This is a genomic window from Xanthobacter sp. DMC12, from assembly GCF_056314105.1.
In genome coordinates this window covers 909,123-926,779 of the sequence record NZ_JBQUYZ010000002.1, presented here as the reverse complement: position 1 = coordinate 926,779, position 17,657 = coordinate 909,123, and the positions used below count along the sequence as shown (strand labels likewise).

Genomic DNA, 17,657 nt, shown 5'->3' with positions numbered 1-17,657 from the left:
CACAAGCGTGGAGGCTAACCATTCCCAGCTTTGGCATTGCTCTTGGCCCGGCAGCGTGCGGAAGCCTCTGCAACATGCGACCAGATCACCAGCGCGGCGGGGCGGTTGTCGGGACGCGCCCGGCAGATCCTCAGCGCGAGGAGATGCCTTGAAAGCAATATGCCAGAATTGCCCTGGAAGGTCTAGCGCAGCGGCCGATTAAAGCCGGCCGCTGCGCAAGCCTCTACTTGTCCAACAGCGTCCCGAGCGTGGGCAGAACAGAACTACGGACGTAGCGTTGACCGAGTGTCATTTCGGCCCCAGGCGAAACCCGCACCGGAACCTTTGCGAGGAGAGCCCGAGCCCGCTCAGGGTTTAGGAGGGCATCCCGGATAATGTCCTCTACGCTGGAGAGCCCGGCCGCCCGCATCCCCTCCGCAGCCCGGCCGACACGGGACGCCAGGGCACTACCCACCGCAGCACCCAGCCCACCGGCAACCATGCTTCCGGCCGCAGCGCCCGCCCCGCTGGCGACCTCGGGCGATAGAAGCCGCCCAAGCCAGGACTGCCCCCCGGCATTCTTGGCCGCCGCGATCAACTCCGGCGCCGTGTTCGACATGCCCGGAAGCTTGTTCGAGGCAACCGAGCGGTTCGCCCGGTGAAGATCCGCAGCGATGGCCTGCATGGATGCGACCTCCTCAGGCGAGAAGACTTGCCGCAACGCGGGTGTCGCCTGTGCCATCATCTTCTGAAACTCTGCGGCCTTGAGGAGGTTTTCCCCACTCGTGCCGGCCTCGGTAAAGGAGGAAACCCGTTGCGTAAGATAGTCGGCCACCGCCTTGCGAAGCCCTTCGCGCGCCTGCGGATTGTTCGCCGTCTCGCGCACCAGCCGCCCCATTTCCTTGACCTGATCTTGACGGGAGAAGATGCCCCCCACGATCCGCGTCACGTCCGCCGGGTCATCGACCCCGAGCAGGCGCCCGATAGAACCGCGCTGGAAATCGTCTAGCGCGGCCTTACGCAGCACTGCGACCTCGGCAATGGCCTGCGACGCCTTGAGAGGGTCCGCCAGCCGCTGGGCAACATCCGGGAGCGCCCGAAGGGCGTCAGCATGTTGCCGACCCCAGGTCGCCACCTTCGCCGCGTCTAGCGTCCCGTCCCCCCGCATGGCCCCGGAATCCCGCAGGGAGCGGATGGCGTAATCGGTTAGCAGCTCGCGTGCCCGTTCATCGCCCACCGCGTTGATAAAGCGGTTCACCGACTCATAGCCGCCCGGCCCGGTGCGGAAAACCCGGCGCCCGACATCACCGTCTAGAAGGCCGTTCGGGATGATCTGCGCAGCATCGAGGAGACGCGAAGCATTTTCGGCCGTGCCCACGCGGGAGAGGAGCCCAGGCAGCGCCCGCAGCGCGTCACTGTACTTGTTCCGCCACCGCGCGAAGCCGGCAGGATCAAGGGTGCCGTCCGGCCTCACCCCACCCTCGCGCCGGAGGCTGGAAATCGCGTAGTCCCGCAAAAGCGCCGTGGCCGCCTCATCACCCACCGCTCGCCGGTAGGCTTGGACGTTGCTAAAACCGATGGCCCCCGGCTGGAAGATTCGCCCCGGAACGGAGGCGCTATCCATGGCGAACTGCTCAGCGAATCCCCGACTGCGGAGGATATCGCTGATCGGCTTGACCCCGAATTTCTCGGCACGGGTTTTCGTGGCCTCGCGCGCCGCCTGAAGGCGCCCTAAGGCTTCCTCATCAAAGTTAGAACCTCCCAGCCCTTGCGGCGGAACGCCCGAACCTCGCGCAGAATATTCAGGTCGCCGCGCACCCGAGCCCGCTTCTCCAGAAAATCCAGAAAACCCGCTCTCCGAGCCTCCGGGATATCCAGAAGCTCCAGCGCCAGAGCCGCGCCCCATATCCGCCCCTGCGGAGGAGGCTCCCGCTCCATATTCGCGACCCTCGCCGGCAATGGCGGCCCGCAGATCATCAGACGGGCCGAGGCCGTATAGCTCGGCATCACGGCGCAGCAAGTCAAGAGCCGCCTTTCGCGACCGAAGGGGAATGCCCTCCTCGGCAGCGATCCGCGTCAGGTGCTCGGCAAGGCGCGCGGCGGATTCCCGATCCGGGTTGACGTGGATATCCTTCCACCAATCCGGCTCCCGCCCGTTGGCCGCATCGGCGATCCAGTCGAGAATTTCATTCTGTTCCGGCCGATCCTGCCAGCCCGCCCGCTCGGCAATGGCCGTACCCCAATCATCGACGCTCCGGCCGGAGGTATTGAGCAGGTTCCCGTGGCGCTTGTCCGCAGCATCGAGCACCGACGCCACATCATCGTCATACCGAATTCCACCGTTGCGCTCGATCCATTTAAGGAAGGACGGGGGCCGATAGGGCACCTTGCGGCCGAGAGCGATATCGGCCGCCTCATTCATCATGGCATCGGCAGCACCAGAGGCGGGAGCGCGGGGAACTTCAGCAGCGGCCCCTCGCGGCCCCATGGTCGCCCCAGGTACCGGGCCGGGCCATTCGTCGGCACCGCCCACCACCGCGCGGCCCTGATCGCCGAACGTCTCTTCAAGCGGAACCCCGGCCGCCCGCTCGCCAGCGGCAGCGCCGGTTTCCATGGTGGCAATATCCATGTCGCGAGCCACCGCAGCCCGAAGCTGCGTCAGCCGGTAGAGCGTGGGCGTTTCGCCGTTGGTGCGCCGCTCCTCCTTCATTGCCGCGTTCAAGCGCTTCGCGAAGGCGTCCAGATCCCGGAACGGAACCGCCCCGTCACCGAGCCCCGAGGCGATGCCGAACAACTGCGCTTCCTCGCCTGCCAGGGGCTTTGCCGTCGCCGGCATATCGGACGCGATCCGGCGCGCGGTGGATGCCATTTCGCTGGCCGGCAGGTAGAGGGACCGATCAGGGTCCACCGCATCCCATGCCGCCCGCTCCCCCGCCTTCTCGGCACCCTTAGCCGTCGAAAGCCGATCACGGAGCCCAGCCCCGTAGACTTCGGGCGTATCGAGGCCACCAAGCCCCTGCATGGCCTCCAGCGCGGCGGAACGTGCATTCTCAACCCGAGGCGCTTCAAGCCCCCGCAGTTGGGCGCCGTAAACGTCCTGCGGCAGCTCCCCGCCAATTTTGCCAGCGAGCCCGGCCGCCCGTTCCGTTGCGGCATCTACCGCGCGAGCCGAAGACGCATCCAGGCGCCCGAGCCCCGCCCGCAATTCGTTGCTGACAGCCTCCGGCGCGCCCACCGGCTGGATATCTTCCAGAGCCGCCCGACGCGCCGCGTTCTGTTCCGCTCGCCGCTGGAGAAAGGGAGTCCGATCCGCCGAAGCCGAAACGGCTTCAAGGGCGCCAATCCCCATGTCGCCCGTCGCCTGAAACGTGGTCGGACGAGAGCCAGGCACCAGCTCGAATTTTTCCGGCTCCGAAAGGGCATCCGCAAGCGTCCTTTCAGGCCGCCCAGCCTCCGACGCCGCCCGCAGGCGCCGCGCCGCTTCCGCCTCTTGAGCCTCAGAAGAAGACAGGCGGAAATCGCGCACCGCCCCAGGCACCTTTGCAGCCGCGCCCAGCCCCGCCAAGCCAAGGGCACCCAGACCACCGCCCAAGAGGCCGCCCACCGCTTCCCCAAGGGGCCGATATCGATCCGGGAGAGCCCCGCCCGCGAACTCGGCACCCGCGCCGCTCAGGCCGCCGAGAGCGGTATTTGCAGCCAGATCAGAAAGCGAGGTGGAGCGCCCAACATAGGGAGCCATCGCATTAACGACGCCTTCGCCAAGCACGCCAGCACGCCCGAGGCCCGCCAGCGCAGCCTCAGGGACGATTGTCATTCCGACGCCGGAGCCGATGGCGCGGGCCATGCGCTCCCCGAAGGTGTTGGCCGCCACGTCCTCCGGCTTGTTGACCCCGACCTGATTGAATTGGCGCGCCCACCAGTCCGAGCCGAAAAGCGGACTTGCCGGATATTGGGTAGGGGCAACGCCGGTCTTGCGGCTGGCATCTGCATTCACATTGCGCAATGCCGCGTTGGCCGCTTCCGCCGGAGCCCCCAGCGCCGAGTAAATCGACTGGTTCAAGGCCCCGGTTAGATTATTCCAGATGCCGCCCTTTGCGTTCGGATTCGCCGCCGGAGGAGCCTCCGGCATGGGATTGCCCATGACATCCCATTGCGCCCCCGGAGTTGCCCGGCCGACCGCATAGGGCCGGAGAGCATTGCGAAGGGGATCAGCCTGCGGCGCGGCCTCTGGAAAGGCATCCCAGCCCCCGGAAGACGCCCCCGAGGCCGGCGCGGACTGGCTCACCACTGGGAAGGCATCCCAGCCCCCAGCGGCCCCACCGCCCCCGGCATCGACCAGCGGGAAGGCATCCCAATCCGAACCCACCGCACCGCCGGTAGCATACGCCTTGCGCACCATCGGCGCCGTAGTGTCACCCCGCTTGAGCCAGCCTTTCAGCTCCGGCAGTGTGAGCGTTGCGACAGACCCGACCCGGTGCGCGCCGCGCCCATCAGAAAAGGCACGGCAGAATGAGGCAATGGCGTCCTTCGCATCGCGATAGCCGAGCATCACCTTATGTTCGTCAAAGTCCCCCGTGGCAGGGTCCACCTGATCGATTACGAAGGCCCGTTGATCCTGCCCCGCCCGATAAGGGCCGAGGTAGAAATCAACCTGATCGCCGTCCGCGCCATTGGTGCGCTTGATATAGCCATAGGTCGCCGGCATCGTGACCGCCCAGCGCTTCCCGGACCTGTCCCGCCCGGAGCGTTGGGCACCCTTCACCGTTTCAACGGTCAGATCCAGGCCATGAAACCGAATGTGGCCCTTGCGATAGTTGCCCGCGACCTTCTGCCCCTCCGAGGGAGAGGAGGCGGGGCGAGAAGTGCTAGCGATGGTCATTGGAGAGGTTCCCGCGCTCAGGGCCGACGATCAGGGACGCGGCGAGTGCGCCCCTCGCTATCGAGGAAGACGGTTCCAGGCGGCAACTTCATTGCCTCCGCAGGACTGTTCACCCGAGGCGGCCCACTGGAGCCCGAGCCCTGCGAGCCGAGAGACTGCCCCACCACGTCGCCGAGAGAGGAGCCGGAGCGCGCCGGCCCCGCCGAAGAGCCCGAGGGAGCCCCAAACCCCAACTGCGTTTCCAGATCACCAAAGAGGCGTTCGTTGCGGTGCTGGCGCCGGTAATCCCGCTCAAAGGCAGAGAAGGAAGGAACCTCACCCTTAGCCTTGGCGGCGTCCTGATAATCCGACCAAGCGTCGGAATAATCGAGCTTCTTTTCTTGGATCTTCCGAAGGACACCAAGCGCCAAATCGTTTGCTTCAGGGCGGTTGCTGATCTTGGGGAAAATATCCGAAATAAACTTCCGATCCGCATCCGAGAAGTTGTTCGCCGGGAAGCCGCCGGGGCCGATCATGCCCACGGTCAGCTCATTGATAATCTTTTGGGCGACCTGTTGCGTCATGGGCGCCTTCGGATCAAGGCCAGACCTCGCGGGGTCAATCCCGAAAGCCTGCATCCAATCCGCGGCCGTTGCCTCAGCAGGGAATAGGGCGCCCGTCTTTACACTGCGGAGAAGGCCGCCCAAGAGATCCAACTTTGCAATGGTGTCCGTAGCCTGCCGCCCGGCAGCTTCCACGCCGGCCGCCGCCTTGCCCCGCTCCTCGCCAAGCGCCTTGACCTCGGCACCCTCGCCAGCCGCAGAGCCCGCTTTTCTCATGGCCTCCTGATACTGAGCAAAGGTGCGCGTATCGCCGCCCGCCACCGCAATCTGCCAATTGTCAAAGTCAGACGTAGGCTTGACGCCAGGAGGAAGGCCCGGCACCCGAGGAGCAGCCGCCGCCGGCAGCGGGGTAAACTGTCCGGTGCGCTTATTGAACGACCCGATCGAGTTCCCGGCCACATCCTTCACAATCTCAAGGTCCGCCGTCTGGCCTTCATCGATAAGCTGCCGCGCGCCCGTCACCTTATCCAGGAGATAGGAGCGTCCCGTGTTGGGGTTGGTGACAACCTGCATGCGTTCGGCGCGGGTCTTGTCCACGTCCGCGCGCATCTTGTCGGCCTGCGACTGGTACATTTCGCGCTGAAGCGCCTGCGTCCTCTCATTCGGCGAGAGAAGGCCGCGCAACCGATACTGCATATCGTTGTAAGTCTGCGTCCCGGCCTGAATAGCGGTGCCGATATTGCCGGTTGTCAGAAGGCCATAGAGCCCCGCCTGCATGGCGGCACCGAACGCTTTCCCATCATCCACCGGCTCGCCCTGCGGAGGCATCCCCAGGCCAGCAACCGGAGGCGGATTCTTGCCGGCCGTGGGCTGGGCATAGGCCGGGATTTCCGGCTCATCCTCACCGGAACCGAGGCCGGCGCGAGGCTGGGCAGCGCCCGGCTGGATACGCCCGTTAGCATCGGTCACGGCAAGAGGGTTTCCCGATGTGGGAAATTCCCGCCCCGCCTCATAGAACGCCATGGCCTGCGCAAGGCCCGCGCGCTGCTGCGGATTAAGGGGGGCATTCGGATCTACGCCGAGCCGCTTTGCCACGTACCCGATATACCCGGACGTGTCGTTGTTATCGACGGCAGAGGGAGCCCAGCGGCCGACCGTGCCCGCCACGGTGTTAATCCCGTGCTTGGACTGGTAGGCGCTTAGAAGCTTGTTCATGGCGCCGAACCCGGACTCCGGGCTATCAAACACCGCGTACCGCCCATCAGAGCCCACATAGCCGGACTGGGAGCGGGCGAACGGGCCGTCTTCAATGGCGCCGGGATTGTTGGTGCGGATCGTACGCGGGACATTGCCGCCCGTAGGAGCCGCCTGCGAAGCACCAAGGCCAGCCTGCGGCATCGCGGCAGCATACGCCCCAGCCGCGCCAAGCCCAGCGACGGGAGCCGAAACCGAGCCGGGACCATATCCAGCGGCAGGAGGCGCCACGAAATCGCCCGAGGTGTCGTTGCCCTCATACCGGGAGATGTAGATGGGCAGCGAACCACCTTGTTCGGTTTGATCGCGCTGTTCTTTCTGCGCTCGCCAATAGGGGTGCGCATTCTCGATATTGCCGCGCGGCGCATCGCCAACCAGACCGTCCGCCTCTGGATTGTGAGGAGGCCCAGGCGGTTCAGCGCCAGGACGGGACGGGAGCGGATCGGTTCGCCCATAAGCGAGAGCGCCAAGCGTGTTCGGATCATAGGTCGAGGGATAAGCCCCAAGCCCCGCAATCGGCTGGGGGCCGAAGATCAGGGGCACGCCCTCATCATCGACATCATCACCACCCACCGCGCCGCCGGCAGCGTAGTTCATGCCCAGCCCGAAGGCGGGGAGGGTAGACGACAAGCCCGAGGCTTTCGCCAGCCCGAGCGCGTTGTTGACGGTTCCAGCGTCGGACGTGGGAACAGACCCAAGCGTCAGGAGACGGGGAGGCGAATAGGACGGAGCCGCGCCACCCTGAGCGGGAGGCACGGCCGAGGGTGCCGCATTCTCCGAAGCTGCTTCAGGAGGCGGGGCAATGCTGTCCTTGATCCGGTCTAGCCCCTGCTGGAGATCCGGCGCACCACCGCTTGCCCCAACGGACGGAACGGGAGGAGCGCGGCCAGGATCAGGAATGCCACCGCGCGGCGGCCCAGACCCACGAGCCGGCGCCTGGATCGGCAGGGACAGACCCGTTGGCCTCCCGTGCGCCTGTGAAGCATACGGCATCACGTCGCCGCCAGAGGCGAACCCGCGCAGCACATCGGAAAGCGTATAGACCCCTACCCCGTCCGGCTCCATATCGAGCACCCGACCGCCGTCAGCCTTACTCGTGACGCCAGCGCCGAAGCTGCTTCCCGAGGTGGACGAGTTGCCGATTGTGGTTCCGCCGGCATTCGAGCCAACCCCCGTCGCGATGCCCGTGAGCCAGGAGAGCGTTTCAAACGGGTACTGCTGCTGATTTAGGAACTGCTGGTACTGCGCATCAAGCCCGGCCTGATTGGTCGCCTGCTGCGTCGTGCCGGCCCCCATGAGCGCCTGATTGAGGTTGATCGCGTTCGTAGACGCTCCAGTGCCCAGCCCCTGATACAGCCCGGCCGCAGCCAGCGCGTTCGCGTTGTTCTGCTGCTGCGCCGTCATCTGGGCGTTGTTCGCGGTGTTGAACTGCGATTCCGCGTTGTTGAAGGAGTCGGAATAGAGCTTCGCGAGCGTCGATGCCGCCGTGTTCGCCTGATTGTTCGCGAGGTTCGATTTGACGATGCCGGCCCGGTCGCCGCCCCATGCGCCCGAGGAAATCGCGTTGCCAGTCACCTGCGTTTGCTGCTGGCCGAATAACCGCGTTAAATCGCCAAGCGTGGAATTGACCACATCCTGAATGTAAGGATTCTGGTACTGCGCGAGGTTTTGCGCGTTAAATTCCATGGGCGTGACGGCAGTCGTGGACTGCTGCCCATATTGAGCCGCTTGATCGTAATAAGGCTGATATGCGTGTTGAGCATTCCCGAGCCCGGCAATCGCGATGTTCTGCGCATCCGTCAGGCCGGCCGTAAGCTGTCCCGTATAGGGCGTATAGGGCGTAGCGGCGGCCGCCTGAGCCTGCGGGATGATGGCCTTATAGGCGTTTGAAATGTACTTCGGCGGGGCTGTGATCGAATACCCCGAAGTATTAGACGAGCTACCGCCGACACCAAGTGAAACGCCCATGTCCACGATTCCGAATGCTGCAATGGATGAAAAGGCAAAGCGCTCGCCTATTCCTTCATCATTACCACATTTCGAATATAAAATCCACAATTCACACGAACTGTTTCCGCAGAAACATATCTTAATACAAGAACTTAAGAAGAAATATTTAGATATATAGACGCTTAATTGGTGTCCAGGCGCTAATTTTTCGAAACCTACTTGCTTTTTCCCGGCTTCCAGTTTAGAAACGGCTGTCCATGACAAGTCTGCACTGCTGAAAAAGGCTTCGGCCCGGTCCCCTCACTCCCCGAGGGCCGGGCCGAACGCCTTTAGGGGCTGCACACTCCGCAGCTACGCCTTGCCGCCCTTGATGGACATCACTTCCGCCCCACCATCCGCAGCCGGCTCCGAAAGCCCAAGCGCCGCGCCCACGCGCCCGCCGATAAGCTCGCTGGCCACCCGCAGCGGGTCGTCGTGGATGTGAGCGTAGCGCTGCGTCGTGGAGGCCTGAGTGTGACCGAGCAGCTTGCCGATGATCTGCAAGCCGATGCCCCCACCAGCGCCGACCGAGGCGAAGCTATGGCGCAAATCATGAATGCGGAGCCCATCGAGCCCCGCAGCATCACGGATCACGTCCCAAGCCTTATGCGGTGCCGTCATCGGCCGCCCCGCTTTCTGCCCCACGATGACGAAGGGATTGCCCTCCTCGCGTGGCAGTTCGGCAAGCACCTTCATGGCCGGCGCATTCAGGGGAATGACCTTTGCCCCCGTCTTGCTGTCCGGGAGCCGCAGGCAACGCCGCTCAAGGTCCACGTATTCCCACCGCAGCAACGTGATTTCGCGCAGGCGAGCTCCGGTGAGAAGGAGAAGGCGGATTGCAGCGGCGGCATAGGGTGAAATCCGCCGCACCACCGGCTTACCGCGCTCCACATATGGCACCCCATCGCTTTCGGCCTTCAACAGAACCGCGCCCAGCCGCTCAAATTCACCCATGGTCAAGAAGCGGTCCCGCTTATTCTCCTTGTACAGCTCCACCTTTCGGGCTGGGTTCACCCCCTCTGGCACCAGCCCCGAGCGCTCCGCGAACGTGTAGATGGCACCGACTACACCGACCATCCGATTCGCCTGATAGGGAATTGCCTTCATGCGTCTGTGCAGGCCGGCGATATCGGCCCGCGTCACATCCGCCGCTTTAAGCGTCCCCAAAGCGGGGATAAGGTGATTGTCTAGAGTCAGCCGGTAGCTGCGGAACGTGTTCGGCTTCCGCTTGACCGCCACGTGATCCGTCATGAACAACGCGGCCAACTGACGCAATGTCAGCGCCGCCCGGGAACCCGCGCGCTCCCGGCCGGGGTCTTGCCCAGCGGCCACCTGTGCCAGCAGTTCCTTTGCCTTCGCTCGCGCCTGATCGACCGTCAGGACGCCATAGGCGCCAAGCTTCAGTTGCCGGAGGGGAGCGCCGCGACCCGTGCCCGCCCGGTAGCGAACAAGGAACGACTTCGCGCCGGATGGCTCGACGCGGAGGCCGAACCCCTTCACCTCTGCATCCCACAGGACGAACCGAGCGCCCTCCGACGCGGTGGCGTCAATTACCCTCTTCGTGAGCTTGGCAACCCGCTCCGCAGCCATGACGCTCTCCCGCCCCCCGCTTTCGGTCATCACCCGGTCATCACGGAGGAGCCATTTCGGGCAACCTCACTCCAACTTGGGCCATTTGATTTTGTGATGACCGTAGGAATTGCGCAAGTTTGATATTGCACAGTAGCGCTTCGTCAAAAACGGGCCATGGAATGATGATCCACGTCGCGCGCGATGCGCGGGCCGAGAGGACCAAGGGATCGATTGGGTGATTTGCCGGGATCATGCGGGATGAGGCGGGAAAGCGAGCCGATATTCCGACACGCCCCTTGATCGCATGTTCCGCAACGGCGATAACGCTATGGTTGCATGGGCAAGGTTGGGGGCGAGAATGGGCCGGATAGGGCGGATCGTGATCGTGGTCGCAATGCTGGCCGCTGTCGGTGGGTGCCAGCTCTCCAACCCCCACATGATCGTGACGCCCCATGACCGGCCGTCGGGACCATTCCCACAACCGTAAACCGAGTTTGAGTGCATTCCTGCGAGGATGATGCTCGCGCGACTTCCGCCTGCGGCACGAAGATGGCCACGATGCGTGGATACTTGCCGCAATGGGAAGAGGCATGACGATGCTCCACCGCTCGGCGCTTTCTCTCGCCCTCGCCGGTGCCATTCTTCCTGCTCTCATGGCAGTAGCCAACGCCGATCAACTGCCGCCCTCTCAGTCAGGCGGTGTGGAAACGCGGCGCCTGGGCGACAAGACCGTGCAGGTGGATAATTCAGGCAAAGGCGCGGTCCTGTGTATCTGGAGCATCTACGATGCCGTCCGGCTGGTTGGGCGAGAATGCCATGCCGGGCAGGACGCTTTGTTTCAGGCCGAGTTGGAGCAATCGATCGCGCGCATCGACGATTTCATTATCGCGAACAGCACGCCTCCTGTTTCAAAGGAGCAGCTTGACGCCCGGCGCGCACAAGGGCTGCGCGGATTGCAGATGCATGGGAGCATTTGTGCGGGAAGTGCGGAGCAGCTTTACCAGATGCTCCGCCGCGGTGGCCCCGATGCGCTTCGGGCACAGACTGCCGACCTCTTGTCGATCCCGCGCGAGCCGGTGATGAACCCCTGTTTGTAGCCGATGATCCTGCCTATCCGGTTTTCCGGCTCACCGCTTCCCAAGCCGGGTCAGCCCCGGCGCTGACAAGCGGCACCGGGGCGCATCCATCACCAAGCAGAAGGGCGCCCCGCTCACACCGAGCGCATCAGCCCGCCGTCCACCTTCAAATTCTGCCCGGTGATGTAGCCCGCGCCCTCGGAGGCGAGGAACGCCACGGTGGCGGCGATCTCGGCGCTGGTGCCGTACCGGCCCATGGGCACGCCGGCGCGGCGCTCGTCGGTCTGCGGCAGGCTGTCGATCCAGCCCGGCAGCACGTTGTTCATGCGCACATTGTCGGCGGCGTAGGTGTCGGCGAAGATCTTGGTGTAGGCGGCGAGCCCCGCGCGGAACACGGCGGAGGTGGGGAACATGGCCGCCGGCTCGAACGCCCAGGCGGTGGAGATATTGACGATCGCCCCGCCCTTCTGCGCCACCATGACGGGGGTGACGAGCCGCACCGAGCGGATCACGTTCATGAGATAAACGTCGAGGCCCTGGTGCCACTGCTCGTCGGTGATGGCAGTGATGGTGTCGCGCGGACCGTGGCCCGCGCTGTTCACCAGAACGTCGATGCGGCCCCATCGCGCCATCACCTGATCCACGAACCGCGCGATGTCCTCGGCCTTCTGGTTGGAGCCGGTCACGCCGAGGCCGCCGAGCTCCGCCGCCAGCGCCTCGCCCTTGCCGGACGAGGAGAGGATGGCCACCGCATAGCCATCCGCCGCAAGGCGCCGCGCGCACGCCGCACCCATGCCCGAACCGCCCGCGGTGACGACGGCGACCTTGACCTCTGCCATGTTCATATTCTCCTTTTGGCGCATATCGCACCGTTCGATCACGGGAATGGCAGAAACGGCCACGTATAGGAAGGCGCTTTGAGTTAACTCGCTGGTCTAATGCTCAAGTCTCCTCTATAGCCACGCTAGTTGCACTGCGAAGAGGAGCTGCTCGTGCGCGACCATCGGGTATATCGCGGGCAGGATGCTGGCGTGCTCAAAGGTAAGCACATGCTGCTGGGCGTGCTCGGTGCGTGCTTCTTCCTTTCCGCCTGCGGCGAGGCGCAGAAGCCTCAGGCGCAGGAGCCGCGGCCGGTGCGCACCGTGGTCGCCACCAACCGCGCGGCAAGCGACACGTTGAGCCTCACCGGCGTGGTGGAGGCGCAGAACGAGGCCACTTACGGCTTCCGCATCTCCGGCCGCATCATCGACCGCCTCGTGAACGTGGGTGACCGCGTCGCCCCGGGACAGGTGCTCGCCCGCCTCGATCCGCAGGACGAGCAGAATGCCGTGCGCTCGGCGCAGGCTGCGCTCGGCGCGGCCAATGCCAACCTCACCCAGACCCGCAACCAGTATGAGCGCCAGCGCCAGCTCCTCGCCCGCGGCTTCACCCCCCGCGCCCAGTATGAGCAGGCCGAGCAGGCCTTCCTGAACGCCCGCGCGCAGGTGGACGACGCGGAAGCCCGCCTGCAGATGGCCGAGGACCGCCTCGGCTTCACCGAACTGAAGGCCGACTCCGCCGGCGTCGTCACCCAGCGCCGGGCGGAGCCGGGCGAGGTGGTGCAGGCCGGCCAGCCGGTGATCGAGGTGGCGCGCCAGGACGGCCGCGATGCGGTGTTCGACGTGCCCGCCGCGCTGCTCTCCGGCCTGCCCGGAGATCCCGAGGTGACGGTGGCCCTGGCCACCGATCCCGCCGTGACCGCCACCGGCCGGGTGCGCGAGGTGGCGCCGCAGGCCGATCCGGTGACCCGCACGTTCCGGGTGCGGGTGGGCCTCAACAATCCGCCGGAGGCGCTGCGCCTCGGCACGACCGTCGTCGGCCGGGTGATGGTGGATCGCGGGCCGGTGGTGGAAATCCCGGCGAGCGCCCTCACCCGCCTCAACGACAAGCCCGCCGTGTGGGTGGTCGATCCCAAGAGCCAGACCGTGGCGCTGCGCACCATCGAGGTGCTGCGCTTCGGGCCGGCGTCCGTCAGCGTCGGCGAGGGGCTGAAGCCCTCCGAGATCGTGGTGACGGCGGGCGTGCAGGCGCTGCATCCGGGCCAGAAGGTGCGCCTCCTCGCGGCGCCGGCGGGAGCCAGCCTGTGAGCGGCGGCTTCAACCTTTCCGCCTGGGCGCTGAAACACCGCTCCGTCATCCTCTACCTCATGGCCATCTCGGTGGTGGCCGGCCTGATGGCCTTCAAGAATCTCGGCCGGGCGGAAGACCCGACCTTCGTCATCAAGACCATGGTGGTGCAGGCCAACTGGCCCGGCGCCACCTTGGAAGAGACTTTCCGGCAGGTGACCGAACGCCTGGAGCGCAAGCTCCAGGAAGTGCCGAAGCTCGACTACCTCGAGAGCTACACCAAGCCCGGCGTCACCACCGTGTTCGTCCACCTGAAGGGCTCCGCCACCGGGGCCGAGGTGCCGGACATCTGGTATCACGTGCGCAAAAGCATCGCCGACATCCGCCACACCCTGCCGCAAGGCATCGTGGGGCCGTTCTTCAACGACGAGTTCGGCGACACCTTCGGCATCATCTACGGCTTCACGGCGGACGGCTTCTCCCATCGCGAGTTGCGCGACTATGTGGAGGAGGCCCGCTCCGAACTGCTGCACGTGCCGGACGTGTCGAAGATCGAGATCCTCGGCGCGCAGGACGAGCGCATCTTCATCGAATTCTCCATGCAGGAGCTGGCCAGCCTCGGCATCGACCGGCAGGCGGTGCTTCAGGCGCTGGCCGCACAGAACATCGTGCGGCCCTCCGGCGAGATCCAGACGGGCAAGGAGAACATCTCCGTCCGCGTCTCCGGCGCCTTCGCCTCGGAGCAAGACATCGCCAACGTGAACCTCGCGGTGAACGGCCGGCTGATCCGCCTCGCCGACATCGCCACCATCCGGCGCGGCTTCGCCGATCCGCCCCAGCCCATGTTCCGCGTGAACGGCAAGGACGCCATCGGCCTCGCCATCGCCATGCGCGACGGCGGCGACATCCTCGCCATGGGCGCCAACATCGACCGCGCCATGACGCGCATCCTCGCCGACATGCCGGTGGGCATCGACGCCACCTTGGTGGCCGACCAGGCGGTGACGGTGAAGAGCGCCATCTCCGAATTCATGGAGAGCCTGTGGCAGGCGGTGGGCATCATCCTCGTGGTGTCGTTCATCGCGCTCGGGGTCAGGGCCGGGGCCATCGTGGCGCTCGCCATCCCGCTGACGCTGGCCATCGTCTTCGCGCTTATGCAGCTCGCGCATATCGACATGCAGCGCATCTCGCTCGGTGCCCTCATCATCGCGCTGGCGCTGATGGTGGACGATGCCATGACCACGACGGACGCGACGCTGACCCGCCTCGCGGCCGGCGACGATCCGCCCACCGCCGCCTCCTACGCCTTCAAGGCCTATGCGGCGGCGATGCTGGCGGGCACGCTGGTCACGGTGGCGGGCTTCGTGCCGGTGGGATTTGCCGCCTCCTCGGCGGGCGAATACACCTTCACCCTGTTCGCGGTGGTGGGCATCGCCCTCCTCGTCTCGTGGATCGTGGCGGTCCTGTTCGCCCCGCTCCTCCAGGTGCTCATCCTGCGCCCGCCGGCGAAGGACAAGATCCCGGATCCCGACGCCCCGCCGAAGGGCGTGATGGGGATGTACCGTTCCTTCCTCATCCTCTGCCTGCGTCTGCGCTGGGTGACGCTGGCCGTCACCGCCGGCCTGTTCGTGCTCTCCGTGCTGGCGCTGCCGCTGATCCCCCGGCAGTTCTTCCCCTCCTCCGACCGGCCCGAGCTGCTGGTGGACCTCGCCTCGCCGCAGAACGCCTCCATCTACGCCTCGCAGAGCGTGGCCGAGGCGTTCGACAAGGTGCTGGCGAACGATCCGGACGTGGCCCGCTGGTCCACCTACGTGGGCCGTGGCGCCATCCGCTTCTACCTGCCCCTGGACGTGCAATTGCCCAACGACTTCTTCGCCCAGAGCGTGATCGTGGCCAAGGACGTGCCGGCGCGCGAGCGGCTGCGGGTGAAGTTGGAGAAGGTGCTCGCCACCGATTTCCCGCAGCTCGTGGCGCGCATCTCGCCGCTGGAGCTGGGGCCGCCCGTGGGCTGGCCGGTGCAGTATCGCGTCTCCGGCCCGGAGATCGAGAAGGTGCGCGCCATCGCGTTCGACCTCGCCAAGGTGATGGCCGAGAACCCCGAGGTGGAGACGGTCAATTACAACTGGATCGAGCCCGCCCGGCAGGTGTCGATCCGCGTGGACCAGGACGAGGCGCGGCTGCTGGGCCTCTCCACCGCCCAATTGGCCGGCGTGCTCAACACCGTGCTGTCCGGCCAACCGGTGACGCAGGTGCGCGACGACATCTATCTCGTCAACGTGGTGGCCCGCGCCACCGACGAGGAGCGCGTGTCGCTGGCCTCCCTCGCCACCCTGCAGGTGCCGCTGCCCAACGGGCGCACCGTGCCGCTCTCGCAGATCGCCACCTTCGAGTACGGGCAGGACTATCCCGCCATCTGGCGGCGCGACCGGGTGCCCACCCTCACCGTCCAGTCGGACGTGAAGAGCGGCGTGCTGCCCGAGAGCGTGGTGGAGAAGCTCGATCCGCGGATCGAGGCCCTGCGCCGCACCCTTCCCGCCGGCTACGCCATCACCACCGGCGGCACGGTGGAGGAGAGCGCTTCATCCCTCGCCTCGGTGGTCGCCGTGGTGCCGGTGATGCTGCTGCTCATGTTCACCGTGCTGATGTTCGAATTGAAAAGCTTCCAGCGGCTGGTCATCGTGCTGTCGGTGGCGCCGCTGGGCCTCATCGGCGTGGTGGCGGCGCTGCTCGCCTCCGGGCGGCCGCTGGGCTTCGTCGCCATCCTCGGCGTGCTGGCGCTCATCGGCATGATCACCAAGAATGCGGTCATCCTCATCGGCCAGATCGAAGCGGACCGCGCGGCGGGCAAGAACGTGTGGGATGCGGTGGTCTCCGCCTCCTCCATGCGCTTTCGGCCCATCATGCTCACGGCGGTCTCGACGGTGCTGGGCATGATCCCCATCGCGCCCACCGTGTTCTGGGGGCCCATGGCCTTCGCCATCATGGGCGGGCTTCTGGTGGGCACGCTTCTGACGCTCATCTTCCTGCCGGCGCTCTATGTGGCATGGTTCGGCCCCGACACCGGGCCGGAGCGCGTCGCGCAGCCGGTCAAGACGCAGCCGGCGTGACCGGCGCGCGGACGGCGGACCTGACCCGCCGCCGCCAACGAGAACAGACGGCCCGAGGAAAAGCCCGCCACGCCAACGGCAACCGGCCCGCACCCGATGCGGCCCGTGTGTGAATGAGGTCCAAGATGGAACGGGAACCGGTACTCGTCGATCTCGCCCTGCAGGGCGGCGGCTCCCACGGGGCCTTCACCTGGGGCGTGCTCGACCGGCTGCTCGACGAACGCTGGCTCGAGATCGAGGGCGTCTCCGGCACCTCGGCCGGTGCCATGAATTCCGCCGTGCTGGCGGACGGCTACGCCGCCGGCGGCCGCGAGGGCGCGAAGCTGGCGCTGGAGAGCTACTGGACCCACGTCTCCGAGGCCGCGCGCTTCAGCCCGTTCAAACGCTCGCCCTTCGACAAGATGCTCGGCCGCTGGTCCATGGACACCGCGCCGGGCTTCCTGATGATGGACTTCATGACGCGCATGTTCTCGCCCTACCAGTACAATCCCCTGGGCGGGAACGCGCTGGCGCCGATCCTCGAAAAACAGATCGATTTTGACCGCCTTCGCTCCTCCCCCATCAAGGTGTTCATCACCGCCACCAACGTGCGCACCGGCCGGCCGCGCGTGTTCCGCAACGCCGAGATCACGCCCGACGTGCTGATGGCCTCCGCCTGCCTGCCCACATTGTTCCAGGCCGTGGAGATCGACGGCGAGGCCTATTGGGACGGCGGCTATTCCGGCAACCCGACGCTGGCACCGCTGGTCAGCGAATTGAAATCCGACGACACCATCCTCGTGCCCATCAACCCGCTGGAGCGGCCGGGCACACCCAAGACGCCGGGCGAGATCCTCAACCGCCTCAACGAGGTCTCGTTCAATTCCGTGGCGGTGAAGGAGCTCTACATGATGGCGCTGCTCCAGCGCCACGTGCATGAACTCTCCGGCGATACGGAAGCCTGCAACTGGGCGCGGATGCGCGTGCATGTGGTGCGCAATCCCATCATGAACGAACTCGGCTTCTCCTCGAAGCTGAATGCGGAATGGGACTTCCTCACCTGGCTGAGGGACGAGGGCCGCAAGGCCGCCGAGGTGTTCCTCGCCGAGCACGGGCACGACATCGGCAAGGCCTCCACCGTCAATTTCGACCAGCTGATGGCGGAGCTCTGATCC

At 65.8% G+C, this 17,657-nt stretch carries 8 protein-coding genes; 4 read left to right on the top strand and 4 right to left on the bottom strand.

Translation table 11 applies throughout. The features are described 5' to 3' along the window. Positions 1 to 223 precede the first annotated feature (223 nt). The 3 genes from ACT535_RS12375 to ACT535_RS12365 form a co-directional block, all read right to left on the bottom strand. Entirely contained in the window at positions 224 to 4,858 is a 4,635-nt protein-coding gene (locus ACT535_RS12375; protein ID WP_476364584.1) for a hypothetical protein, read from the bottom strand. Positions 4,859 to 4,875: 17 nt separating this feature from the next. Next, positions 4,876 to 8,868: a hypothetical protein gene (locus ACT535_RS12370; RefSeq protein ID WP_476364583.1), complete on the bottom strand. Its 3,993-nt coding sequence runs from the start codon at positions 8,866 to 8,868 to the stop codon at positions 4,876 to 4,878. Positions 8,869 to 8,955: 87 nt separating this feature from the next. Continuing rightward, positions 8,956 to 10,233: a tyrosine-type recombinase/integrase gene (locus ACT535_RS12365; RefSeq protein ID WP_476364582.1), complete on the bottom strand. Its 1,278-nt coding sequence runs from the start codon at positions 10,231 to 10,233 to the stop codon at positions 8,956 to 8,958. A gap of 572 nt (positions 10,234 to 10,805) precedes the next feature. Here ACT535_RS12365 and ACT535_RS12360 point away from each other — a divergent pair. Next, positions 10,806 to 11,312: a hypothetical protein gene (locus tag ACT535_RS12360; protein WP_476364581.1), complete on the top strand. Its 507-nt coding sequence runs from the start codon at positions 10,806 to 10,808 to the stop codon at positions 11,310 to 11,312. A 113-nt stretch (positions 11,313 to 11,425) separates the two neighbouring features. Here the strand turns inward: ACT535_RS12360 and ACT535_RS12355 are convergent, their stop codons facing one another. Next, positions 11,426 to 12,130 (bottom strand): SDR family oxidoreductase, encoded by a 705-nt coding sequence (locus tag ACT535_RS12355; protein WP_168461533.1) that lies wholly within the window; start codon positions 12,128 to 12,130, stop codon positions 11,426 to 11,428. Positions 12,131 to 12,322: 192 nt separating this feature from the next. On the opposite strand from ACT535_RS12355, the gene ACT535_RS12350 reads away from it, so the two are divergent. From ACT535_RS12350 to ACT535_RS12340, 3 genes are all read left to right on the top strand, one after another. After that, the gene (locus ACT535_RS12350) at positions 12,323 to 13,417 is read left to right on the top strand and encodes an efflux RND transporter periplasmic adaptor subunit (RefSeq protein WP_476364580.1); all 1,095 of its coding nucleotides are present in this window, start codon (positions 12,323 to 12,325) and stop codon (positions 13,415 to 13,417) included. Then, on the top strand, positions 13,414 to 16,503 hold the full coding sequence (locus tag ACT535_RS12345) for an efflux RND transporter permease subunit (protein WP_476364579.1): 3,090 nt from the start codon (positions 13,414 to 13,416) through the stop codon (positions 16,501 to 16,503). The genes ACT535_RS12350 and ACT535_RS12345 overlap by 4 nt, the downstream gene beginning before the upstream one ends. Positions 16,504 to 16,628: 125 nt before the next feature. Further along, the gene (locus ACT535_RS12340; RefSeq protein WP_476364578.1) at positions 16,629 to 17,654 is read left to right on the top strand and encodes a patatin-like phospholipase family protein; all 1,026 of its coding nucleotides are present in this window, start codon (positions 16,629 to 16,631) and stop codon (positions 17,652 to 17,654) included. Positions 17,655 to 17,657 lie beyond the last annotated feature (3 nt).